This is a genomic window from Pseudomonas sp. BS-2016 (assembly GCF_001806145.1).
Classification (GTDB): domain Bacteria; phylum Pseudomonadota; class Gammaproteobacteria; order Pseudomonadales; family Pseudomonadaceae; genus Aquipseudomonas; species Aquipseudomonas lundensis.
In genome coordinates, this window is sequence record NZ_MLCT01000019.1 from 60,702 (window position 1) to 84,014 (window position 23,313).

The following is a 23,313-nucleotide window of genomic DNA, read 5'->3' on the forward strand; positions in this document are numbered from 1 at the left end:
GCATCGTGCGTAAGTTGACTCAATTGGTTCTCCTGGCTTCGGTTCTGGTAGCAGGTCCGGCGTTTGCCGACATGAAAATTGCCGTTCTGAACTATCAGATGGCGCTGCTGGAATCTGACGCTGCCAAGCGTTACGCCGTAGATGCCGAGAAGAAATTCGGTCCGCAACTGACCAAACTGAAGTCCCTGGAAAGCAGTGCCAAAGGCATTCAGGATCGTCTGGTCAAAGGCGGCGACAAAATGCAGCAAGGCGAGCGTGAGCGTCTGGAGCTTGAATTCAAGCAAAAGGCTCGCGATTTCCAGTTCCAGTCCAAGGAACTGAACGAAGCCAAAGCCGTTGCTGACCGTGAAATGCTGAAACAGCTGAAGCCAAAACTGGACAGCGCTGTTGAAGAAGTCATCAAGAAAGGCGCCTATGACCTGGTGTTTGAGCGTGGTGCAGTGATCGATGTCAAACCTCAATACGACATCACTCGCCAAGTCATTGAGCGCATGAATCAGCTGAAGTAATTATGACTGCGACTATAAAACTCGGCCAATTGGCCGAGTTCCTCGGTGCCACCTTGCGTGGCAGCGCGGAGAAAGAAATCACTGGGCTAGCCACTTTACAAGAGGCTGGCCCATCTCAGTTGAGCTTTCTGGCCAACCCGCAGTACCGAAAGTTCTTGGTCGATTGTCAGGCTGGAGCCGTTTTGCTCAAGTCAGCCGACGCTGAAGACTATGCCGGTGATGCTTTGGTGGTGCCGGATCCTTACCTGGCATACGCCCGTATTTCCCACCTGTTTGACCCCAAGCCCAAGGCGGTTGCCGGTGTGCATCCTTCAGCCGTGATTGCGGCGGATGCGATGGTAGACCCTGCGGCCAGCATCGGCGCCTTTGCAGTGATTGAAAGCGGTGCGCGCATTGCGGCTGGCGTGACCGTCGGGTCTCATTGCTTTATCGGTGCTCGCTGTGAAATCGGTGAGGGTGGCTGGTTGGCGCCGCGCGTGACGCTTTATCACGATGTTCGCATCGGTAAGCGTGTCGTGATTCAGTCGGGTGCCGTGCTGGGAGGCGAAGGTTTCGGTTTCGCCAACGAGAAGGGTGTCTGGCAAAAAATTGCCCAGATCGGCGGCGTGACCATTGGTGATGATGTCGAGATCGGTGTGAACACTGCCATCGACCGTGGTGCCCTGGCAGATACGGTGATTGGCAATGGGGTCAAACTCGATAACCAGATTCAGATCGCGCACAACGTGCAGGTCGGTGACCATACGGCGATGGCCGCGTGTGTCGGGATTTCAGGAAGCACTAAAATCGGCAAGCACTGCATGTTGGCCGGTGGTGTCGGTTTGGTGGGGCATATTGAGATCTGCGACAACGTTTTCCTCACCGGGATGACCATGGTGACTCACTCCATTACCGAGCCGGGTGCTTACTCTTCCGGAACAGCCATGCAGCCAGCCGCTGAATGGCGCAAGAGTGCGGCACGTATTCGCCAGCTGGACGACATCGCGCGACGATTGAAACAACTGGAAAAACGCGTCGAGAAGTGACCCCTGACGGTATCGCTTCATCTGAAAGCTAATACTATTTCCATATCAAGCGCACAGGGCCAAGGGTCTGTGTTCTTGATTTGCTAGAGGAGCGTGCCTTCGTAGCGCGCGCCCAATCTTTATTACAGGCTTCCCCACGAAATGATGGACATCAACGAGATTCGCGAATATCTGCCTCACCGTTACCCTTTCCTGCTGGTGGATCGAGTGGTGGATCTGGATGTCGAGAACAAGCGCATTCGTGCTTACAAGAATGTCAGCATCAACGAACCGTTCTTCAACGGTCACTTTCCGGCGCACCCGATCATGCCCGGCGTGTTGATCATCGAAGCCATGGCGCAAGCTGCGGGCATTCTGGGTTTCAAGATGCTGGACGTGAAACCTGCAGACGGGACGCTGTATTACTTCGTCGGTTCCGACAAACTGCGTTTCCGTCAGCCCGTGTTGCCGGGCGATCAATTGATCCTGGAAGCCAAGTTCCTGAGCTGCAAGCGTTCGATCTGGAAGTTCGAGTGCCAGGCAACGGTTGATGGCAAGCCGGTATGCTCGGCTGAAATTATCTGTGCGGAACGCAAACTATGAGTTTGATTGACCCTCGCGCAATCATCGATCCGACGGCCATTCTGGCCGACGACGTCGTGGTCGGCCCTTGGTCGATCGTCGGCGCAGGTGTGGAAATCGGCGAGGGAACAGTGATTGGGCCGCATGTCATTCTTAAAGGCCCAACCAAAATCGGTAAGCACAATCGTATCTACCAGTTTTCATCAGTCGGTGAAGATACGCCCGATCTGAAGTACAAGGGTGAAGAGACACGCCTGGTGATCGGTGATCACAATGTGATTCGCGAAGGTGTGACCATCCATCGCGGCACGGTTCAGGACCGTGCCGAGACGACCCTGGGTGACCACAACCTGATTATGGCGTACGCCCACATCGGGCATGACAGCGTAATCGGCAACCATTGCATTCTGGTCAACAACGCCGCGCTGGCGGGCCATGTGCACATGGGGGACTGGGCGATCCTGTCGGGTTTCACGCTGGTGCATCAGTTCTGTCATATCGGTGCTCACAGCTTTTCAGGCATGGGCACAGCAATTGGCAAGGACGTTCCGGCCTTTGTCACGGTGTTTGGCAGCCCTGCCGAAGCCCGTAGCATGAATTTCGAGGGCATGCGCCGTCGTGGTTTTAGTGATGACGCGATTCACGCCTTGCGTCGGGCCTACAAGGTGGTTTACCGCCAGGGCCTGACGGTCGAGCAAGCACTTGCCGAACTGGCTGAACCCTCTGCGCAGTTCCCGGAAGTTGCGCTGTTTGTGGAGTCGATTCGTTCATCGACCCGCGGCATTACCCGCTGATCATGGCCAGGTTGCGTATTGCGCTGGTGGCGGGTGAGGCCTCTGGCGACATTCTGGGTTCAGGCCTGATGCGTGCGCTCAAGGCTCAGCACCCCGATATTGAATTTATCGGTGTAGGAGGCCCGCTGATGGAAGCGCAGGGCATGCGCTCTTACTTCCCGATGGAGCGTCTGTCGGTCATGGGGCTGGTTGAGGTGCTTGGCCGTTTGCGCGAGTTGCTCAAACGCCGCAAAGCGCTGATCCAGACCCTCATTGCCGAAAAGCCTGATGTGTTTATCGGCATCGATGCGCCTGATTTCACCCTCAATATCGAGCTTCAGTTACGGCGTGCTGGCATCAAGACCGTGCATTACGTCAGCCCGTCCGTGTGGGCGTGGCGGCAGAAACGCGTGCTGAAAATTCGCGAAGGTTGCGACTTGATGCTCACGTTGTTGCCGTTTGAAGCCAAATTCTACGAAGAGCATGGCGTGCCGGTGCGGTTTGTTGGCCATACGCTGGCGGACACCATTCCCCTTGAGGCCGATAAAGCCGCTGCCCGTGCCGAACTGGGGTTGCCTGACGGCCCGTTGGTCGCCTTGATGCCGGGAAGTCGTGGCGGGGAAGTGGGCAAATTGGGTGGGCTGTTCCTGGACGCTGCCCTAAAAATCCGCGAAGCTCGGCCCGACACACGTTTTGTATTGCCTTGTGCCAATGCTGCGCGCCGGGTGCAAATCGAACAGTTGCTGGCTGAGCGGGACTTGCCCTTGACCTTGCTCGACGGGCGCTCGCACCTGGCCTTGGCTGCCTGTGACGCGGTGTTGATCGCCTCGGGCACCGCCACGCTTGAGGCGTTGCTGTACAAGCGGCCGATGGTGGTGGCTTATCGCTTGTCGCGGGTTACGTTCTGGATTCTCAAGCGTCTGGTGAAAAGCCCTTACGTGTCTCTGCCCAACTTGCTGGCCCAGCGGATGCTGGTGCCCGAGTTGCTGCAAGATGCCGCCACCCCCGAGGCATTGGCCAAGACCCTGTTGCCACTGCTGGACAATGGCCAGGAGCAAACCCGGGGTTTCGACGAAATTCATCGTACGTTGCGTCTCGACGCTTCCAATCAGGCCGCCAAAGCGGTGCTTGAGCTGATTGCACACTCCAAATGAGTAAAGTGACTATGCAAATCGGATTGGACTTCAATCTGGTCGAAGACCTTGTGGCCGGTGTGGACGAAGTGGGTCGCGGCCCGTTGTGCGGCGCCGTGGTCACGGCAGCAGTGATTTTGGACCCGGCCCGGCCGATCGCCGGTCTTAATGACTCAAAAAAACTGACTGAAGCGCGTCGCGAAAAGCTGTATGACGAAATTTGCGAAAAGGCCTTGAGCTGGTGCATTGCCCGGGCTGAAGTCGAAGAGATCGACGAGCTGAATATCCTGCATGCCACTATGTTGGCCATGCAGCGCGCTGTAGAAGGGTTGAGCATCACCCCGAAACTGGCCATGATCGACGGCAATCGCTGCCCCACATTGGCCATGCCGGCCGAAGCCGTGGTCAAGGGTGACAGCAAGGTGCCAGCCATTGCGGCGGCATCGATCCTGGCCAAGGTCAGCCGTGACCGTGAAATGGCAGCCTTCGAGTTGCAATACCCGGGTTACGGTATTGGCGGGCATAAAGGCTACCCGACGGCGGTCCACCTTGAAGCCCTAGAGCGTCTGGGTCCTACGCCAATTCATCGCCGGTCCTTCGGGCCGGTGCGCCGTGCCTACGAAGCCCGTGAAGGCTTGACCGAGGTTTAGCCCCAAGGCTGATGTTTTTGCCAAGGCCCGGTACAATCCGGGCCTTGTTGTTTCCCAAAGCTAATAGACAGGATCACCATGCCGGCTTCATTCGTTCACCTGCGCCTGCACACTGAATATTCCCTGGTCGATGGCCTGGTGCGGATCAAACCGCTGATCAAAACCCTGGCGGGCATGAACATGCCTGCCGTGGCGGTGACCGATCAGAACAACATGTGTTCGTTGGTCAAATTTTATAAAGCCGCCATGGGTGGCGGCATCAAGCCGATCAGTGGCGCGGATCTGTGGCTGTCCAATAAAGACCCGGAAAACCCGTTGAGCCGCATCAGCCTGCTGGCGATGAACGGTGTGGGTTATCGCAACCTGACGGAGCTGATTTCACGAGGGTTTATTGACGGGCAGCGCAATGGCCAGGTCATCATCGAGCGTGAATGGGTCGCCGAAGCCGCCGATGGGCTGATCATGTTGTCGGCCGCCAAAGAAGGCGAGATCGGTGTCGCGCTGATCAGTGGTAATACCGAGGAAGCCGAGGCGCTGGCCCGCGAATGGATGGAGGTCTTCCCGGACCGCTTTTACCTGGAAGTCCAGCGCACCCAGCGTCCCAACGATGAAGAGCACCTGCACGCTGCTGTGGCGCTGGCCGACAAAATCGGTGCGCCGCTGGTGGCGACCAACGATGTGCGCTTCCTCAAACAGCAGGATTTCGAAGCCCACGAGACCCGCGTTTGCATTGGCGAGGGCCGAGCGCTTGATGATCCGCGCCGCTCCAAGAACTACAGCGACCAGCAGTATCTGAAAAGCGCCGAAGAAATGGCTGAGCTGTTCAGCGATTTGCCGGAAGCGCTCGAAAATACCGTCGAAATTGCCAAGCGTTGCAATATCGAAGTGAAGTTGGGCAAACACTTTTTGCCTAACTTCCCGATTCCCGATGGCATGACCATCGACGAATATTTCCGCAAAGTCTCGTTTGATGGCCTTGAAGAGCGCCTCAGCGTTCTGCTGCCCAAGGACACCACCGAAGATTACGACGCCAAACGGCAGGTCTACGTCGACCGGCTGAATTTCGAACTGGACATCATTATCCAGATGGGATTCCCCGGTTACTTCCTGATCGTGATGGACTTCATCCAGTGGGCCAAGAGCAACGGCGTGCCGGTAGGGCCTGGCCGAGGGTCGGGTGCCGGTTCTCTGGTGGCCTATGTGCAGAAAATTACCGACCTCGATCCGCTGGAATATGACCTGCTGTTCGAACGATTCCTTAACCCGGAACGGGTATCGATGCCCGACTTCGACGTCGACTTCTGCATGGATGGTCGTGACCGGGTCATTGAATATGTGGCAGAAAAATACGGCCGCAACGCTGTAAGCCAGATCATTACCTTCGGTTCGATGGCGGCCAAGGCGGTTATTCGCGACGTGGCCCGTGTGCAGGGTAAGTCTTACGGCCTGGCGGATCGTTTGTCGAAGATGATTCCGTTTGAAGTCGGCATGACGCTGGAAAAGGCCTACGAGCAGGAAGAGATCTTGCGCGACTTCATCAAAGTGGATGAAGAAGCCGCCGAAATCTGGGAGATGGCACGCAAGCTCGAAGGCATCGTGCGTAACGTCGGTAAACACGCCGGTGGTGTGGTGATTGCGCCGACCAAACTGACGGACTTTTCGCCGATCTATTGCGATGAAGAGGGTGACGGCCTGGTCACCCAGTTCGACAAGGACGACGTTGAAGCCGCAGGGCTGGTGAAGTTCGACTTCCTCGGTTTGCGCACGCTGACCATCATTGACTGGGCGCTGAAAACCATCAACCGCGACCGCGCCAAGGTCGACGAGCCGCCGCTGGATATTGCGTTTATCCCGCTGGATGACAAACCGACCTACCAGTTGCTGCAAAAAGCCGAGACGACGGCGGTGTTCCAGCTTGAGTCGCGAGGCATGAAAGAGCTGATCAAAAAGCTCAAGCCTGACTGCCTGGAAGACCTGATCGCACTGGTGGCCCTGTTTCGTCCGGGGCCGCTGCAATCGGGCATGGTGGACGACTTCATCAACCGTAAGCACGGGCGCGCCGAGCTTGCTTATCCGCATTCGGATTATCAGTACGAAGGCCTGAAGCCGGTTCTGGCCCCGACCTACGGCATCATTCTGTATCAGGAACAGGTGATGCAGATTGCGCAGGTGATGGCGGGTTACACCCTCGGCGGCGCGGACATGCTGCGTCGAGCCATGGGTAAGAAAAAACCTGAAGAAATGGCCAAGCAGCGTGGCGGTTTCATTGAAGGCTGTGCCAACAACAACATCGACCCTGACCTTGCCGGTAACATTTTCGACCTGGTAGAAAAATTCGCCGGTTATGGTTTCAACAAATCTCACTCGGCGGCCTACGGGCTGGTTTCCTATCAAACCGCGTGGCTGAAAGCCCATTACCCGGCGCCATTCATGGCGGCCGTGCTGTCGGCGGATATGCACAACACCGACAAGGTCGTGACCTTGATCGAAGAAGTGCGCACGATGAAGCTGCGTCTCGACGCGCCGGACGTGAATGCCTCCGAGTACAAGTTCACGGTGAACGACGAAGGTCGAATCATTTATGGACTTGGCGCGATCAAGGGCGTGGGTGAGGGGCCGGTGGAGGCGATTACCGAAGCGCGTCAGGATGGGCCGTTCAAGGACCTGTTCGATTTCTGCGCGCGGGTTGATCTCAAGCGCATCAACAAACGCACCCTTGACGGTTTGATCCGCAGCGGCGCGCTGGACCGTCTGGGGCCTTGCTTCCATGACGAGCCAAAAGCCTATCAGGCGAGCATTGATCAGAACCGTGCGATTTTGCTGGCGGCGCTGGAAGAGGCAATCAAGGCGGCCGAACAAACGGCGCGTACCCACGACAGCGGCCACGACGACCTGTTCGGCGGCGTGTTTGTCGAAGAAGACGCCGATGTGTATGCCAATCATCGCAAGGCCAAGGAGCTGACTCTCAAGGAACGCCTCAAGGGCGAGAAAGACACCTTGGGCCTGTACCTGACCGGCCACCCGATCGACGAGTATGAAGGCGAAATTCGCCGTTTCGCCCGGCAGCGCATTATCGATCTGAAGCCTGCCCGCGATACGCAGACTGTCGCCGGCATGATCATCGCCCTGCGGGTGATGAAGAACAAAAAAGGCGACAAGATGGGGTTCATCACGCTGGATGACCGTTCCGGCCGGATTGAAGCCTCATTGTTTGCCGAAGCGTTCCATTCAGCCCAGTCGCTGTTGCAGACCGATGCCATGGTGGTGGTGGAAGGGGAGGTCAGTAATGATGACTTTTCCGGCGGCTTGCGCCTGCGGGTCAAGCGGGTCATGAGCATGGAGGATGCGCGTACCAGTCTGGCCGAGAGTTTGCGCCTGAGGGTCCATCACGCGGCGCTCAAGGGTGATCAATTGCGGCAGTTGGGCGACGTGCTGAAGAAGCATCGCGGCGCCTGTCCGATCACCATGGAGTACACCGGCGGGGAGGCGAAGACCCTGTTGCAGTTTGGCGAGAACTGGAGAATCGATCCTGCAGACAGCTTGATTCAAGCCTTGCGTGACCAGTTTGGGCGAGACAACGTCTTCCTCCAATACCGTTGACGGTCAGGGGCGTGACCCGCGTCCTGATCTCGACCTGAATTTTTAATCTCGACCTGAGAGCGCCTGTCCCTTAAGGTAGGCGCGATACAGATCAACCGGCTGCCCCAGTCGGCTTGAAAGTGCCAGTCAATACTGGGCTTTCTGCCTGCTGGCATGCTTTGCCGCCGACCCAAGACGGATGCTTATGAACCCGAATTTTCTTGATTTCGAACAGCCGATTGCTGACCTGCAAGCCAAAATCGAAGAGTTGCGCCTGGTCGGTAATGACAATTCGCTGAACATCAGCGATGAAATCTCTCGCCTGCAAGACAAAAGCAAAACGCTGACTGAAGATATTTTCGGCAAGCTGACCAGCTGGCAGATCGCCCGCCTGGCCCGTCATCCGCGTCGTCCTTACACGCTGGATTACATCGACCACATCTTCACTGAGTTTGATGAGCTTCACGGCGACCGTCACTTCTCGGACGATGCCGCCATTGTGGGCGGTATCGCGCGTCTGGACGATCAGCCCGTGATGGTGATTGGTCATCAGAAAGGCCGCGAAGTGCGTGAGAAAGTTCGCCGCAACTTCGGCATGCCGCGCCCTGAAGGCTACCGCAAGGCATGCCGTTTGATGGAAATGGCAGAGCGTTTCAAAATGCCGATCCTGACCTTTATCGACACGCCGGGCGCCTACCCGGGCATCGATGCTGAAGAGCGCAACCAGAGCGAAGCGATTGCCTGGAACCTGCGAGTCATGGCGCGCCTGAAGACCCCGATCATCTCCACGGTTATTGGTGAAGGCGGTTCGGGCGGTGCGTTGGCAATTGGTGTGTGCGATCAATTGAACATGCTGCAGTACTCCACTTATGCCGTGATTTCGCCAGAAGGGTGCGCGTCGATTCTGTGGAAAACCGCTGAAAAAGCGCCGGATGCCGCCGAGGCGATGGGCATTACCGCTGAGCGTCTCAAAGGCCTGGGCATCGTTGATAAAGTTATCGGCGAGCCATTAGGTGGCGCACATCGCGACCCTGCAGCCGCTTCTGCCACGATTCGCGCAGAGCTGATTTCGCAGTTGGACATGTTGAAGAAGCTGGACAACGAAACGTTGTTGCAGCGTCGTTATGACCGTTTGATGAGTTACGGTCTGTAATCAAGGCGAGACCGACAGACGCAGGGGTGAGCCCGTTCACCCCTGCAGGATTGTGCAATGTCCAACCTGACAATCCAGTTGCTCGAAGCGCTCAAGCCGTGGCGCAATGCCCCGGCCTGGCGCATTGCCCTTTCCGGCGGTCTTGACTCGACTGTCCTGCTGCACCTTCTGGCTCACCTTCGTCCAATCCATGCACTCCCCCCGCTGACTGCCCTCCATATTCACCATGGTCTACAGGCTGTAGCGGATACGTGGCCGGCTCATTGTCAGTTGCTGTGTGATGCCCTGGGCGTGCCGCTCACGGTGGTGCGCGTGCAGGTGTCCGCCGGTGCAAGTGTCGAGCGGGCAGCACGGGAGGCGCGCTATGAGGCGTTCGAGGCCATCCTGCAGCCGCAGGAGGTGCTCTTTACGGGGCAGCATCGCGATGATCAGGCCGAAACCGTGTTGTTCCGGTTGTTGCGCGGGGCGGGTGTAAACGGGCTGTCCGGCATGCCGCGTGAGCGCAGATTGGGCCGCGGGGTAGTAGGGCGCCCGTTGCTGGATATTTCGCGTGCCGATCTTGAGGCATATGCGCACGCCCATGGTCTGCACTGGGTTGAAGATCCGTCCAATGAATACAGCGGTTTTTCCCGTAATTATTTGCGCCATGAAGTGATGCCTGTGTTGTCACGGCGTTGGCCGCAGGTGACCACAACGCTGTCGCGCGCGGCCGATCATTGTGCTGAAGCGCAAGGTTTGCTGAATGAACTCGCTGAGCAGGATCTGGCACTTGCCGCGGCCGAAGCACCTTTTGCCTGGCTGGGTTTGCCCTCTCTGCAGCTTGAACCTCTCGACCGTCTGTCGGCTGCCCGTCAGCGCAACGCTTTGCGCCAGTGGCTGGCCGGTCTTACACGATTGCCTGATACCGCGCATTGGGCCGGTTGGGAGGCGTTGCGTGATGCCGGCGTCGATGCGCGGCCTGCATGGCGTCTGGCGGATGGCGAGGTGCATCGAGCGGGCGGACGGATCTGGTGGCTGTCGGGACAATGGCTGCGCCAGCCGACTGCGCCGATCACGTGGGATGAGCCAGCTCAACCCGTGTCATTGCCCGGGAACGGGCTGTTACGCATAGAGGGCGAGGTGCCCGAGGGCGCCTTGCAGGTGCGCTATCGTCAGGGCGCAGAAGTCATGTCGCTGGCAGGACGCGGTCATCGTGATCTCAAACGCTTGCTCAATGAGCGCGGGGTGCCGCCGTTTGCCCGTGGCAGATTGCCGCTTCTGTACCAAAATAAGCGCTTATTGGCTGTGGCAAACCTCGAGGGACTGGACTCTGACCCCAATGGACGCTGGCAATTGAAGTGGCTGCCAACTTCAAGCGATCAAGGTTTGAGCTGAAAGGGGCTTTCCGGTAGACTACGCTCCCTTCTTGATACAGCTTCTGTAGATTCACCGGAATTACAGAAGTTGCCGATTACCAAGCAGTCTTTGCTGGGCGATTTTAAAAAATGTGTGGCTTGTATCGAACCGATGGTTGCCATTGGTCTGTTTCAACGCAGCAGTTTTTCGAAAGGTGCACTGTGACTAATGCTGGTGATTGGGGGCTTCGGCCTTCCTTCGCTTTCCCCGGCGGCTCTGACCGCTTTAACGCAGACTTCTAGGGTTTTTCATGACGCGCTACATCTTCGTCACGGGCGGTGTTGTTTCTTCATTGGGGAAAGGCATTGCCTCGGCTTCATTGGCAGCCATCCTGGAGGCGCGGGGACTTAAGGTCACCATGCTGAAGCTGGACCCCTACATCAACGTTGATCCGGGCACCATGAGCCCGTTCCAGCACGGTGAAGTGTTCGTCACACACGACGGCGCCGAGACCGACCTGGACTTGGGTCACTACGAGCGGTTCATCCGCACGACGATGACCCAGAACAACAACTTCACCACGGGCCGTGTCTACGAACACGTTCTGCGCAAGGAGCGCCGTGGTGATTACCTGGGGGCAACCATCCAGGTAATTCCGCACATCACTGACGAAATCAAGCGTCGAATCATCAAGGGCGCCGGCGATGCCGACGTAGCGATGGTTGAGATTGGCGGCACTGTGGGTGACATTGAGTCGCAACCGTTCCTCGAAGCTATCCGTCAGTTGCGCATCGAAGTGGGCGCCAAGCGCGCCATGCTGATGCACCTGACTCTGGTTCCGTATATCGCCACCGCTGGCGAGACGAAAACCAAACCGACCCAACACTCGGTTAAAGAATTGCGCTCCATCGGCCTGCAGCCGGACGTGCTGATCTGCCGCTCCGACCACCACGTGGATGTATCTTCGCGTCGCAAGATCGCGTTGTTCACCAACGTTGAAGAGCGCGCCGTGATTTCGCTGGAAGACGCTGACACCATCTACAAGATCCCGGGCATGCTGCACGCTCAGGGTCTGGATGACTTTGTTGTCGAGCGTTTTGGCTTGCAGTGCAACACCGCTGACCTGTCCGAGTGGGACAAGGTCGTGGATGCCAAGCTCAATCCTGAACACGAAGTCACCATCGCGATGGTCGGCAAGTACATGGAACTGCTGGACGCGTACAAGTCGCTGATCGAAGCGATGAGCCACGCGGGTATTTCCAACCGTACCAAGGTCAACCTGCGGTATATCGACTCCGAAGACATCGAAAACAAAGGCACTGAACTGCTGGAAGGCTGTGATGCCATCCTCGTACCGGGCGGCTTTGGTCTGCGCGGCGTAGAGGGCAAAATCACTGCCGTTCAATATGCTCGCGAGAACAAGGTGCCTTACCTGGGTATCTGCCTGGGCATGCAAGTGGCGGTAATCGAGTTCGCACGTAACGTATTGGGCTGGAAAGACGCCAACTCCACCGAATTCGATCGCAGCAGCGGCCACCCGGTGGTGGGTTTGATCACTGAGTGGGAAGACGCCACCGGTGCAGTCGAAACCCGTACCGAAACATCGGATCTGGGCGGCACCATGCGTCTGGGTGCGCAGGATTGCCAGCTTGCAGCCGGTTCCAAGGTGCATGATTGCTATGCCAAGGACGTGATTGTCGAACGTCACCGTCACCGTTACGAAGTGAACAACAACCTGCTGCCTCAACTGATCGAAGCCGGCCTGAAAGTCACCGGTCGTTCCGGCGACGGTGCGTTGGTAGAAGTGGTAGAAGCGCCGGATCATCCATGGTTCGTGGCGTGCCAGTTCCACCCGGAATTCACCTCCACACCCCGTGACGGCCATCCATTGTTCAGCGGTTTCGTCAAAGCAGCATTGGCGCAACACGAGAAGAAGGCGTAATCAGCATGGCGCAAAAGATTATTCGCGTAGGCAATATCGAAATTGCCAACGACAAGCCTATGGTCTTGTTCGGTGGCATGAACGTGCTGGAAAGCCGTGATATGGCCATGCAGGTGTGCGAAGAGTACGTCCGTGTTACTGAAAAGCTCGGTATCCCTTACGTGTTCAAGGCCAGCTTCGACAAGGCCAACCGTTCATCTGTCAGCTCTTACCGTGGCCCAGGCCTGGAAGAGGGCATGCGGATTTTCCAGGACATCAAGCAAGCATTTGGTGTGCCGCTGATCACCGACGTCCACGAGCCTGCGCAAGCAGCCGTGGTCGCCGAGGTGTGCGACATCATCCAGTTGCCAGCTTTCCTGTCGCGTCAGACTGACCTGGTCGTGGCCATGGCCAAGACCGGCGCCGTGATCAACATCAAAAAAGCCCAGTTTCTCGCGCCCCAGGAAATGAAACACATCCTGAGCAAATGCGAAGAAGCGGGCAACGATCAGTTGATCCTCTGTGAGCGTGGTTCCAGCTTCGGCTACAACAACCTTGTGGTCGACATGCTGGGCTTCGGCATCATGAAGCAATTTGAGTACCCGGTTTTCTTCGACGTGACCCACGCGCTGCAAATGCCCGGTGGTCGCGCCGATTCTGCCGGCGGTCGCCGCGCCCAAGTGACTGACCTGGCCAAGGCCGGTATCAGTCAAGGCCTGGCTGGCCTGTTCCTTGAAGCACATCCGGATCCTGACAACGCCAAGTGCGACGGCCCTTGCGCCTTGCGTCTGGACAAGCTTGAGCCTTTCCTGGCTCAACTGAAGTCTCTGGATGAGTTGGTTAAGAGTTTTCCGACAATAGAAACCGCTTAACCCTCGATTCTCCGGTAAAGTACCGCACGATTTCTCGGGCCTCAGGGCCCGAGCCTTATCGTCCGCAAGGCTGCCTGTTATTCGACCCTTGCCGACGGTGACCAGATTTCCCTCAGCTGCGTCGTTTTCGTCAACTTTGGAGTATTTACAACAATGGCAAAAATCGTCGACATCAAAGGTCGTGAAGTTCTCGACTCCCGTGGCAATCCCACTGTGGAAGCGGACGTGCTTCTCGACAACGGCATCATCGGCAGCGCATGCGCGCCGTCCGGTGCTTCTACCGGTTCCCGTGAGGCATTGGAGCTGCGTGATGGCGACAAGAGCCGTTACCTGGGCAAAGGCGTGCTCAAAGCCGTTGCCAACATTAACGGCCCTATTCGTGATTTGCTGCTGGGTAAAGACCCGGTTGATCAAAAGGCGCTCGACCACGCGATGATCGCGCTGGACGGTACCGAAAACAAAGGCTCGCTGGGTGCCAACGCTATCCTCGCCGTGTCGCTGGCTGCCGCCAAGGCCGCCGCACAGGACCAGGACCTGCCGCTGTACGCGCACATTGCCAACCTGAACGGCACGCCGGGTGTTTACTCGATGCCGGTTCCGATGATGAACATCATCAACGGTGGTGAGCACGCCGATAACAACGTCGACATTCAAGAGTTCATGGTTCAGCCAGTCGGCGCCAAGACTTTCTCCGATGCGTTGCGCATGGGCACCGAAATCTTTCATCACCTCAAAGCCGTGCTCAAGGCCCGTGGCCTGAACACCGCCGTGGGCGACGAAGGTGGTTTCGCACCGAATCTGGCGTCCAACGAAGATGCACTGAAAGTGATCTCCGAAGCCATTGCCAACGCCGGCTACACCTTGGGCACTGACGTGACCCTGGCACTGGACTGCGCGGCCAGCGAGTTCTACGAAGACGGCAAGTACAACCTGTCGGGCGAAGGTCAAGTCTTCAACTCCGAAGGCTTCGCTGAATACCTCAAAGGCCTGACTCAGCGTTACCCGATCATCTCCATCGAAGACGGTCTGGACGAGTCTGACTGGGATGGCTGGAAAATCCTGACCGATAAAATCGGTGAGAAAGTACAGCTGGTCGGTGACGATCTGTTCGTGACCAACACCAAGATCCTGAAAGAAGGCATCGATAAAAAGATCGCCAACTCGATCCTGATCAAGTTCAACCAGATCGGCACCCTGACTGAAACCCTGGAAGCCATCCAGATGGCCAAGGCGGCTGGTTACACGGCAGTGATCTCGCACCGTTCCGGTGAAACTGAAGACTCCACCATTGCCGACCTGGCCGTGGGCACGTCCGCTGGCCAGATCAAAACCGGCTCCCTGTGCCGTTCCGACCGTGTTTCCAAGTACAACCAGCTGCTGCGTATCGAAGAGCAGTTGGGGGCGAAAGCCAAGTACAACGGTCGTGGCGAGTTTCGCGGCTAAGCGGTAAGTGATAAAAAGACAGCAGATTGTGTCGTAACACTCGCCAGCGCGAGGGGTTTGACACTAATCTGGTGGCTACACGTACAAGCCTGGTTCGTCCAGGCTTTGTACTATTCGTGGTTTAGGTTTGTCGGCATGGCTGTCTTTTCACTGGATACCTGATATTCGATGCGCAGTCCCAATTGGTTGTTCCTTATCTTGCTCTTGCTGCTGGCTGGCCTACAGTATCGCCTGTGGGTGGGGAATGGCAGTTTGGCGCAGGTTACCGACCTGACTCAGCAAATCGCCGATCAGCGTGCTGAAAACGAAATTTTGCTTGAGCGCAACCGCGTGCTGGATGCGGAAGTGTCAGAGTTGAAAAAAGGCATGGAGACCGTTGAAGAGCGGGCTCGCCATGAATTGGGCATGGTCAAGGAGGGTGAAACCCTCTATCAGTTGGCCCAATGAACCGTTCCTCGCCGGCCTTTTGGGCCGTGATTCCTGCCGCGGGCGTGGGTGCCCGAATGGCCGCGGACCGTCCCAAGCAGTACTTGCAGCTGGGCGGACGCAGTATTCTCGAACACAGCCTTGGCTGTTTTCTCGATCACCCCGGTCTTCTGGGGCTGGTGGTCAGTGTCGCCTGCGACGATCCTTTCTGGCCGACGCTACCTTGCGCAGTTGATCCACGTGTGGTGCGGGTGGATGGCGGTCGTGAGCGTGCAGATTCGGTGCTCAACGCGCTGTTGCATTTACATGCGTTGGGGGCCAGTGACGATGACTGGGTGCTGGTGCACGATGCAGCGCGGCCCAATCTGGCCCGAGAGGATCTGGATAAACTGCTCGGTGAGTTGTCGGATGACCCGGTGGGCGGCTTGCTCGCGGTGCCGGCGCGCGACACCTTGAAGCGGGTCGATAAGCAGGGCCGCGTAGTCGAAACCGTTGATCGTCAATGCATATGGCAGGCCTATACGCCGCAGATGTTTCGTCTCGGCGCACTGCATCGTGCGCTAGCCGATAGCCTTGTCGCGGATGCCAACATCACTGATGAGTCTTCAGCCATGGAGTGGGCAGGCTTGTCGCCGCGCTTGATCGAAGGTCGTTCGGACAACATCAAGGTGACGCGTCCTGAAGACCTTGAGTGGCTGCGATTACGGTGGGTTAACCGCTAACACCGGAGCATCCTGCCTAGGCCGATGCGGCCGCGGCATAAAGGCTGCAATCCATTGCATGGCAAACATCGATCCGTTTTCCTCCCCAAAGGCGCTCAACCCCGTGCGCAAGTGAACTCACTGCTGGGCGGTTGAGTACTCTTCGCGTGTGGCCAGTGCTGCTTTCAGATAATCCACCAACTGTCTGACTTTGGGCGATAAGTGCCGCTGTTGTGGGTAAAGGGCCCAGACGGCCGTGTTGGGGGGTTGATGCGGTTCCAGCAAGGACACCAGCGCGCCGGTTTTCAAATGCTCAAGCACGTAGTAGTCGGGCAATTGACACAACCCTACGCCAAACAGCGCCGCATCCAGCACCGCCTGCCCACTGTTACAACGCCAGTTGCCTTGTACGCGCTGCGAAAATTCCCTGCCGTCTTGTTGCAACTGCCAGAGGTCCGAGCTGCCAATCAAACAATTGTGCCGGCCCAGTTCCGACACACTGTGTGGGCGTCCGTAACGTTCCAGGTAGGAAGGGGAGCCGCACAGGTACATGCGCCGTGGGGCCAGGCGAGTGGCTACCAGGCGTGAGTCCTGCAACCGGCCGAGCCGGATGGCCAGGTCCAGGCTTTCGTGCACCAGGTCCAGCGGGCGGTTACTCAGTTCAATGTCCACCCGTAACTGCGGGTACAAAGCCATAAATCGCGTGACCAGCGGCACGATAAAGCGTTCGCCATAAGCCACAGCGCACGTCATGCGCAGCAGCCCTTTGGGTTCGCTGGCCAGGTCGCCTATCGCACGTAACGCTTCTTCGCGTCCATCCTGCAAACGCTGGCAATGTTGCAGGAACGTCTGCCCGGCTTCGGTCAGTGTCACGCGCCGGGTGCTGCGGTAAAACAATCGCGTCTGCAAGCGCTCCTCCAGCCGTGCCACCTGACGGCTGATATGGGAAGACGACACCCCGAGTCGTTCGGCGGCCGCCGTGAATTGACCGCACTCTGCGACGGCAACAAATTCGTCTATACCTTCCCAGCGGTTCTCGTTCATGGAGGATTGTCCCTGCCTGGCAATAATGTTTTGCTTTTGGCCGGATTATTAATCAGCCAGCGCTGATTTACACTCCATGTCTTGTTTTTACTTTGCTGGAGACGATCGATGATCAAGTCACGTGCTGCCGTAGCCTTCGAGGCCAAAAAGCCGCTGGAAATCGTGGAAGTGGATGTTGCCATGCCCAAGGCAGGTGAAGTGCTGGTGCGGGTGGTGGCGTCGGGCGTTTGCCACACCGATGCGTACACCCTGTCGGGTGCAGACCCGGAAGGTATTTTTCCGTCGATTCTGGGCCATGAAGGCGGCGCAATCGTTGAAGCGATCGGTGAGGGCGTTACCTCGGTAGCGGTAGGCGATCACGTTATTCCGCTGTACACCCCGGAATGTCGCCAATGTAAGTTCTGCCTGTCGGGCAAGACCAACCTGTGTCAGGCGATTCGCTCGACTCAGGGCAAAGGCTTGATGCCCGATGGCACTACGCGCTTTTCCTACAAAGGTCAGCCCATTTTTCACTACATGGGAACGTCTACATTTTCTGAGTACACCGTGTTGCCAGAAATTTCGGTGGCCAAAATTTCCAAGGATGCTCCGCTGGAAAAAGTTTGCCTGCTGGGCTGCGGCGTGACCACGGGCATCGGCGCCGTGCTTAACACCGCCAAGGTCAAGCCAGGCGATACCGTCGCCATTTTCGGTCTGGGCGGGATTGGTTTGTCAGCCGTCATTGGTGCTGTGAAAGCCAAGGCTTCGCGGATTATTGCGATTGATATCAACCCGGCCAAGTTTGAAATCGCCAAGCAACTGGGCGCCACGGAGTGCGTCAACCCGAAAGACTTTGACCGTCCGATTCAGGACGTCATTGTGGATATGACGGACGGCGGCGTGGACTTCTCTTTTGAATGCATCGGCAATGTGCAGTTGATGCGTGCGGCACTGGAATGCTGCCACAAGGGCTGGGGCGAGTCGGTGATCATTGGCGTAGCAGGCGCCGGGCAAGAAATCTCGACCCGTCCGTTCCAACTGGTGACCGGTCGCGTCTGGCGTGGTTCTGCCTTTGGTGGCGTGCGCGGCCGTACAGAATTGCCGAGCTATGTCGACATGGCACAAAGCGGTGAAATCCCGCTGGATACCTTCATTACCCACACCATGGGGCTGGAAGACATCAATAAGGCATTCGACCTGATGCATGAAGGTAAAAGCATTCGTACTGTCATCCATTTCTAATCGGCAGCGGCCAGCCTCGCGCAAACGGGGCTGGCGGCCTGGAGTTGTCCATGACACTGGAAAATATAGCCTGCCAGAAGAGCTTCGGCGGCTGGCACAAGCGCTACCGGCATCGGTCTCAGGTGCTCGGTTGTGACATGGTGTTTGCCGTGTATTTGCCGCCACAAGCCGAGCAGGGCGCCACTTTGCCGGTGCTGTACTGGTTGTCGGGGCTGACGTGTACCGATGAGAACTTCATGCACAAGGCAGGGGCCATGAAACTGGCCGCTGAGCTGGGCTTGATCATTGTGGCGCCCGACACCAGCCCCCGTGGCGACGGCGTACCGGATGACCCCGACGGGGCCTGGGACTTCGGGCTGGGAGCGGGGTTTTATTTGAACGCTACTCAGCCGCCATGGGCGCAGCACTATCAGATGCACGATTACGTGGTGAACGAATTGCCCGCGTTGGTTGAAGCGCATTTCCCGGCTTCCCAGCGACGGGGCATCAGCGGCCACTCGATGGGCGGCCACGGCGCACTGGTGTGCGCACTGCGTAATCCGGGGCGTTATCAGTCCGTTTCGGCGTTGGCACCGATCAGCAATCCGATGGATTGTCCTTGGGGGCAGAAGGCGTTTTCTCATTATCTGGGCGAAGAACGTTCGCGCTGGCGTGAGTGGGATGCCAGCGCACTGTTGGCGCAGGCGCGTGAAAAGTTGCCGCTGTTGGTTGATCAGGGCGATCGGGATGACTTCCTGGCTGTCCAGCTCAAACCTGACGTGCTGCAAAAGGCGGCTGAACTGGCCGATTACCCGCTGACATTGCGTATGCAGCCTGGCTATGACCATAGCTATTTCTTTATCGCCAGCTTCATTGATGATCACTTGCGTCATCACGCCACTGCACTGGGTGCCTAATAGCGCCCAAGGCAGGTCAAAGTAGGTAGAATCACGCCCTGACTTAATCGGGGCGTTTTTTTATGCGTATTGGCCACGGCTATGATGTGCACTGTTTTGCTGAGGGCGACTTTATTACCTTGGGCGGTGTGCGAATCCCACATAAATTCGGCCTTTTGGCTCACTCTGATGGCGACGTGCTGTTGCACGCACTCAGTGATGCGTTGCTGGGGGCTGCTGCGCTGGGCGACATCGGCAAGCACTTTCCCGATACCGACCCTACCTTCAAGGGCGCTGACAGCCGAGCCCTGCTGCGTCATGTGGTTGGCCTGATCCACGCCAAAGGCTGGAAGGTTGGCAATGTCGACAACACCATCATTGCTCAGGCGCCAAAAATGGCACCGCATATCGAAACGATGCGCGCGCAGATTGCCGCGGATCTAGAGGTTGAATTGGACCAGGTAAACGTAAAAGCCACCACCACCGAAAAGCTGGGCTTTGTCGGCCGTGAGGAAGGCATTGCCGTGCATTCGATCGCGTTGTTGGTTCGCGCATGAACGAATTTGATCTGTTGGGCCCGCGCGCGTATGGCGACGCATTGGGTACGGCGGTGCTCAAGGCTACCGCTGACGATTTTCAGGTCGATGAAGTCCTGGATATTCCCCTGTCCGGGGATGGCGAGCATCTATGGCTGTGGGTGGAAAAGCGGGGTCTGAACACCGAAGAGGCCGCGCGCCGGATTGCCAAGGCCGCCGGTGTGCCACTGCGCACAGTCAGTTATGCCGGGCTTAAGGACCGTCAGGCGCTGACCCGCCAGTGGTTTAGCGTTCAGTTACCGGGCAAGGCTGATCCGGATCTGTCTTCGGCAGAAAATGACACGCTGACCATCCTCAAGACGTCGCGTCACAAGCGCAAGTTGCAGCGCGGAGCCCACGCGGCAAACGGCTTCACGTTGCGCCTGACTCAATTGGCAGGCGACAAGGACACGTTGCAGCAACGTCTGGAGCTGATTGCCCGTCAGGGTGTTCCCAACTATTTTGGCACTCAGCGTTTTGGCTGGCAGGGCGGCAATCTTGGGGAGGCGCGTGATTACGCTGCCCGCAAGGCGTTGCCTGAACAGCGCAATGTACGGTCACGGCTGCTGTCGACCGCCCGCAGCTATCTGTTCAATCAGGTGTTGGCGGCCCGTGTGGCAGACGGCACTTGGCAGAAAGCTCAGGTGGGCGACCTTCTGGCCTTTACCGATAGCCGGAGTTTCTTCCCGGCCGGTGAGGCTGAATGCAGCGATCCGCGTCTGGCCATTCTGGATGTGCACCCGACCGGGCCGCAGTGGGGCGAAGGGGATTCTCCTACCCAGGGCGCGCCCCATGAACTGGAACAGTCGATCGCCGAGCGTGAAGCTGATCTGCGCGATTGGCTGGTCCGAGCGGGCATGAGTCACGAGCGACGCATTCTGCGGCTGCCCATTGGCCGGTTGACGTGGCATTATCCAGAGCCTGACATTCTGCAACTGGAATTTGTACTGCCGGCCGGATGCTTCGCCACTGTTCTGGTGCGCGAACTTGTTGATCTGGTGCCGTTGGGTCAAACGGACAGCCTATGCGTATTCTGATTTCTAACGATGATGGGGTAAGTGCCCCGGGCCTTGCAGCGCTTCACGCTGCACTGGCCGATTATGCCGAGTGTGTGGTGATTGCGCCCGATCAGGACAAAAGCGGGGCCAGCAGCTCGCTGACGCTCGATCGCCCGCTGCACCCGCATACCTTGGCCAATGGTTTTGTCAGCATTAATGGCACGCCGACCGACTGCGTTCATTTAGGCATTCACGGCCTGCTGGACCCGCAGCCCGACATGGTGGTTTCCGGGATAAACCTTGGGGCTAACCTGGGGGATGACGTGCTGTATTCGGGAACCGTTGCTGCGGCGCTGGAAGGCCGGTTTCTGCAACGCCCGTCATTCGCATTTTCGTTTGTGTCGCGTCAGCTCGATAACTTGCCGACGGCGGCCTACTTCGCTCGCAAGTTGGTGCAAGCCCATGACCAGTTGGACCTGCCGCCGCGTACCGTGCTTAACGTGAATATTCCCAACTTGCCGTTGGACAAGATTCGCGGCATTCAGCTCACGCGCCTGGGGCATCGGGCGCGTGCTGCGGCGCCGGTGCAGGTGGTCGACCCGCGCGGCAAGGCGGGTTACTGGATTGCCGCCGCGGGCGACGTGGAAGATGGCGGGCCGGGCACAGACTTTCATGCGGTCATGCAGGGTTATGTGTCGATCACGCCGTTGCAGCTTGATCGCACGTTTGGCGAGGCATTCAAATGTCTCGAGGGTTGGCTTGAGGGCTTGGGTTGATGGGGCGTGAACAGAGTGGCCTGATGCATCGCGGTATTGGCATGACTTCCGAGCGTACTCGTGAGCGGCTGATTCAGCGCCTGGTTGACGAAGGCATCGTCAATCAAAACGTGCTTGAGGTTATTCGTCGCACCCCGCGTCACCTGTTTGTGGACGAAGCGCTGGCGCACCGGGCTTACGAAGACACCGCCTTGCCGATTGGCAACAACCAGACGATTTCCCAGCCTTATATGGTGGCGCGCATGAGCGAGCTGCTGCTCGAAGACGGCCCGCTGGACAAGGTCATGGAAATCGGCACCGGCTCCGGTTATCAAACCGCCGTGTTGTCGCAGCTGGTTGAACGCATCTTCTCGGTCGAGCGCATCAAGGTGCTTCAGGACCGGGCCAAAGAGCGCTTGCAGGCGCTCAACTTGCGCAATGTGGTGTTTCGCTGGGGCGATGGCTGGGAAGGCTGGCCAGCGCTGGCGCCCTATAACGGCATTATCGTGACAGCAGTCGCTACGGATGTGCCCCAGGCCTTGCTGGATCAGTTGGCACCGGGTGGGCGCCTGGTGATTCCGGTGGGAGCGGGCGAGGTGCAGCAACTGATGTTAATCGTGCGCGAGGAGCATGGTTTTGCGCGTCGTGTGATCGGTAATGTGCGTTTTGTGCCGCTTTTGAATGGCCCGTTGGCCTGACCCTCATTCATCTGCGCTGAATTATAGGGGCGGGCGGGGGTCATATAGCCCGACGCCAAGGCTCTGTTTAGCCTCACACGTGCTTTAAACGGCGTGTTTAAGTATCGGCTTTACTGTCTGTAATAGCTGCGTTGCCAGTTATACTTGCGCCACATTTCGGCCGGTACTGGCCATCTAATATTTAGCCACCATCAAAGGGAGCGGCGGGTGAGTCTCACAGTCATTGCGCAGCGTATGAGAACCAATAGCTATCACAGACTGGTGGTCGGTTTACTTCTGAGTGCCACGCTTGCCTTGTTGGCGGCCTGCTCCAGTTCACCCAAGAATGGCGTGCGTGTTGTCGACCGTAATGGTGTGGCCCAGCGTCCGGCCGTGACCACTGGGCAATACGTTGTCCGGCGGGGCGACACGCTGTTTTCCATTGCGTTTCGCTACGGATGGGACTGGAAGGCGCTGGCGGCCCGTAACAATATTGGGGCGCCATTCACCATCGTCCCGGGGCAGACCATCCGCTTTGACGGACGAGCTGGCACCCGTCCGACAGCCGTCGCGACCAGTACTGTCACGTCACCTTCATCGGGCAGTAAAACAACGGTCATCAAGCGTCAGGCCACCGCAACGAAGACCGCAGTTGCCCCGGCACCGATGCCTGCCGGTCCCGCTCCCAAAGGCTGGGGCTGGCCTGCAAACGGTATTTTGATCGGTAAATTCTCTTCAAACGGTAGTTTGAATAAAGGTATTGATATCGCCGGGGATTTGGGACAGCCTGTTTTAGCTGCGTCGGATGGCTCAGTGGTATACGCCGGGAGTGGATTGAGGGGCTACGGCGAATTAGTCATCATCAAACACAGCGATACCTACGTCAGTGCCTACGGTCACAACCGCAGGCTCTTGGTTCGGGAGGGGCAGCAGGTCAAGGTTGGACAGACAATTGCCGAAATGGGGTCAACTGGTACAGACCGGGTGAAACTTCACTTTGAAATTCGCCGCCAAGGTAAACCTGTAGATCCACTGCAATTTCTTCCACGCCGTTGATCAGTTACCAGCCCGTTCCTTGATGTAGTAA

The 23,313-nt window shown here is 57.7% G+C and carries 21 protein-coding genes and 1 pseudogene; 21 read left to right on the top strand and 1 reads right to left on the bottom strand.

What is annotated here, in order from left to right:
• The first annotated feature begins 5 nt into the window (after positions 1-5).
• The 14 genes and pseudogenes from BKD70_RS10620 (at position 6) to ispD (ending at position 16,102) form a co-directional block, all read left to right on the top strand.
• Positions 6-509 carry an OmpH family outer membrane protein gene (locus BKD70_RS10620; RefSeq protein WP_016781988.1) on the top strand — a complete coding sequence of 168 codons (504 nt, stop codon included), beginning with the start codon at positions 6-8 and terminating at the stop codon, positions 507-509.
• 2 nt (positions 510-511) lie between these two features.
• Positions 512-1,566 (top strand): annotated as a pseudogene (gene lpxD / locus BKD70_RS10625) (UDP-3-O-(3-hydroxymyristoyl)glucosamine N-acyltransferase).
• 109 nt (positions 1,567-1,675) lie between these two features.
• A complete protein-coding gene (gene fabZ, locus BKD70_RS10630) occupies positions 1,676-2,116 on the top strand; it encodes a 3-hydroxyacyl-ACP dehydratase FabZ (RefSeq protein ID WP_047277196.1) in 441 nt (146 codons plus the stop codon).
• Entirely contained in the window at positions 2,113-2,889 is a 777-nt protein-coding gene (gene lpxA / locus BKD70_RS10635) for an acyl-ACP--UDP-N-acetylglucosamine O-acyltransferase (RefSeq protein ID WP_047277194.1), read from the top strand. Before fabZ ends, lpxA begins: the two co-directional genes overlap by 4 nt.
• 2 nt (positions 2,890-2,891) lie before the next feature.
• Positions 2,892-4,022: a lipid-A-disaccharide synthase gene (lpxB, locus tag BKD70_RS10640; RefSeq protein WP_047277192.1), complete on the top strand. Its 1,131-nt coding sequence runs from the start codon at positions 2,892-2,894 to the stop codon at positions 4,020-4,022.
• An 11-nt stretch (positions 4,023-4,033) separates the two neighbouring features.
• On the top strand, positions 4,034-4,651 hold the full coding sequence (gene rnhB, locus BKD70_RS10645; RefSeq protein WP_047277190.1) for a ribonuclease HII: 618 nt from the start codon (positions 4,034-4,036) through the stop codon (positions 4,649-4,651).
• A 78-nt stretch (positions 4,652-4,729) separates the two neighbouring features.
• Positions 4,730-8,251 (top strand): DNA polymerase III subunit alpha, encoded by a 3,522-nt coding sequence (gene dnaE, locus BKD70_RS10650; protein WP_047277188.1) that lies wholly within the window; start codon positions 4,730-4,732, stop codon positions 8,249-8,251.
• 184 nt (positions 8,252-8,435) lie between these two features.
• Positions 8,436-9,383, top strand: a complete 948-nt coding sequence (locus BKD70_RS10655; RefSeq protein WP_047277186.1) for an acetyl-CoA carboxylase carboxyltransferase subunit alpha — start codon at positions 8,436-8,438, stop codon at positions 9,381-9,383.
• 57 nt (positions 9,384-9,440) lie between these two features.
• Positions 9,441-10,757 carry a tRNA lysidine(34) synthetase TilS gene (gene tilS / locus BKD70_RS10660; RefSeq protein ID WP_047277184.1) on the top strand — a complete coding sequence of 439 codons (1,317 nt, stop codon included), beginning with the start codon at positions 9,441-9,443 and terminating at the stop codon, positions 10,755-10,757.
• Positions 10,758-11,028: 271 nt separating this feature from the next.
• Positions 11,029-12,660 (top strand): CTP synthase, encoded by a 1,632-nt coding sequence (locus tag BKD70_RS10665; RefSeq protein ID WP_047277182.1) that lies wholly within the window; start codon positions 11,029-11,031, stop codon positions 12,658-12,660.
• A gap of 5 nt (positions 12,661-12,665) precedes the next feature.
• Complete coding sequence (gene kdsA, locus BKD70_RS10670; RefSeq protein ID WP_047277180.1) at positions 12,666-13,511, top strand: 3-deoxy-8-phosphooctulonate synthase; 846 nt, start codon at positions 12,666-12,668, stop codon at positions 13,509-13,511.
• A gap of 153 nt (positions 13,512-13,664) precedes the next feature.
• Positions 13,665-14,954 carry a phosphopyruvate hydratase gene (gene eno / locus BKD70_RS10675; protein WP_047277178.1) on the top strand — a complete coding sequence of 430 codons (1,290 nt, stop codon included), beginning with the start codon at positions 13,665-13,667 and terminating at the stop codon, positions 14,952-14,954.
• 168 nt (positions 14,955-15,122) lie between these two features.
• Entirely contained in the window at positions 15,123-15,401 is a 279-nt protein-coding gene (ftsB, locus tag BKD70_RS10680) for a cell division protein FtsB (protein ID WP_047277176.1), read from the top strand.
• The gene (ispD, locus tag BKD70_RS10685; protein WP_047277174.1) at positions 15,398-16,102 is read left to right on the top strand and encodes a 2-C-methyl-D-erythritol 4-phosphate cytidylyltransferase; all 705 of its coding nucleotides are present in this window, start codon (positions 15,398-15,400) and stop codon (positions 16,100-16,102) included. Before ftsB ends, ispD begins: the two co-directional genes overlap by 4 nt.
• A gap of 117 nt (positions 16,103-16,219) precedes the next feature.
• Here the strand turns inward: ispD and BKD70_RS10690 are convergent, their stop codons facing one another.
• Positions 16,220-17,125 (bottom strand): LysR substrate-binding domain-containing protein, encoded by a 906-nt coding sequence (locus tag BKD70_RS10690; protein WP_047277172.1) that lies wholly within the window; start codon positions 17,123-17,125, stop codon positions 16,220-16,222.
• Positions 17,126-17,233: 108 nt separating this feature from the next.
• Here BKD70_RS10690 and BKD70_RS10695 point away from each other — a divergent pair, with 108 nt between their 5' ends.
• The 7 genes from BKD70_RS10695 to BKD70_RS10725 all read left to right on the top strand — a co-directional run bounded on the left by BKD70_RS10695 (position 17,234) and on the right by BKD70_RS10725 (position 23,282).
• Positions 17,234-18,346 carry an S-(hydroxymethyl)glutathione dehydrogenase/class III alcohol dehydrogenase gene (locus BKD70_RS10695; protein ID WP_047277170.1) on the top strand — a complete coding sequence of 371 codons (1,113 nt, stop codon included), beginning with the start codon at positions 17,234-17,236 and terminating at the stop codon, positions 18,344-18,346.
• A gap of 50 nt (positions 18,347-18,396) precedes the next feature.
• Entirely contained in the window at positions 18,397-19,242 is an 846-nt protein-coding gene (gene fghA / locus BKD70_RS10700; protein WP_047277168.1) for an S-formylglutathione hydrolase, read from the top strand.
• A gap of 62 nt (positions 19,243-19,304) precedes the next feature.
• Positions 19,305-19,778: a 2-C-methyl-D-erythritol 2,4-cyclodiphosphate synthase gene (gene ispF, locus BKD70_RS10705; protein ID WP_047277166.1), complete on the top strand. Its 474-nt coding sequence runs from the start codon at positions 19,305-19,307 to the stop codon at positions 19,776-19,778.
• Positions 19,775-20,833: a tRNA pseudouridine(13) synthase TruD gene (gene truD / locus BKD70_RS10710; protein ID WP_047277164.1), complete on the top strand. Its 1,059-nt coding sequence runs from the start codon at positions 19,775-19,777 to the stop codon at positions 20,831-20,833. The genes ispF and truD overlap by 4 nt, the downstream gene beginning before the upstream one ends.
• Positions 20,821-21,570 (top strand): 5'/3'-nucleotidase SurE, encoded by a 750-nt coding sequence (surE, locus tag BKD70_RS10715; protein ID WP_047277162.1) that lies wholly within the window; start codon positions 20,821-20,823, stop codon positions 21,568-21,570. Before truD ends, surE begins: the two co-directional genes overlap by 13 nt.
• 41 nt (positions 21,571-21,611) lie before the next feature.
• Entirely contained in the window at positions 21,612-22,247 is a 636-nt protein-coding gene (locus BKD70_RS10720) for a protein-L-isoaspartate(D-aspartate) O-methyltransferase (protein WP_162199714.1), read from the top strand.
• Positions 22,248-22,454: 207 nt separating this feature from the next.
• Positions 22,455-23,282: a peptidoglycan DD-metalloendopeptidase family protein gene (locus BKD70_RS10725; RefSeq protein WP_047277158.1), complete on the top strand. Its 828-nt coding sequence runs from the start codon at positions 22,455-22,457 to the stop codon at positions 23,280-23,282.
• The last annotated feature ends 31 nt before the right edge of the window (positions 23,283-23,313 follow it).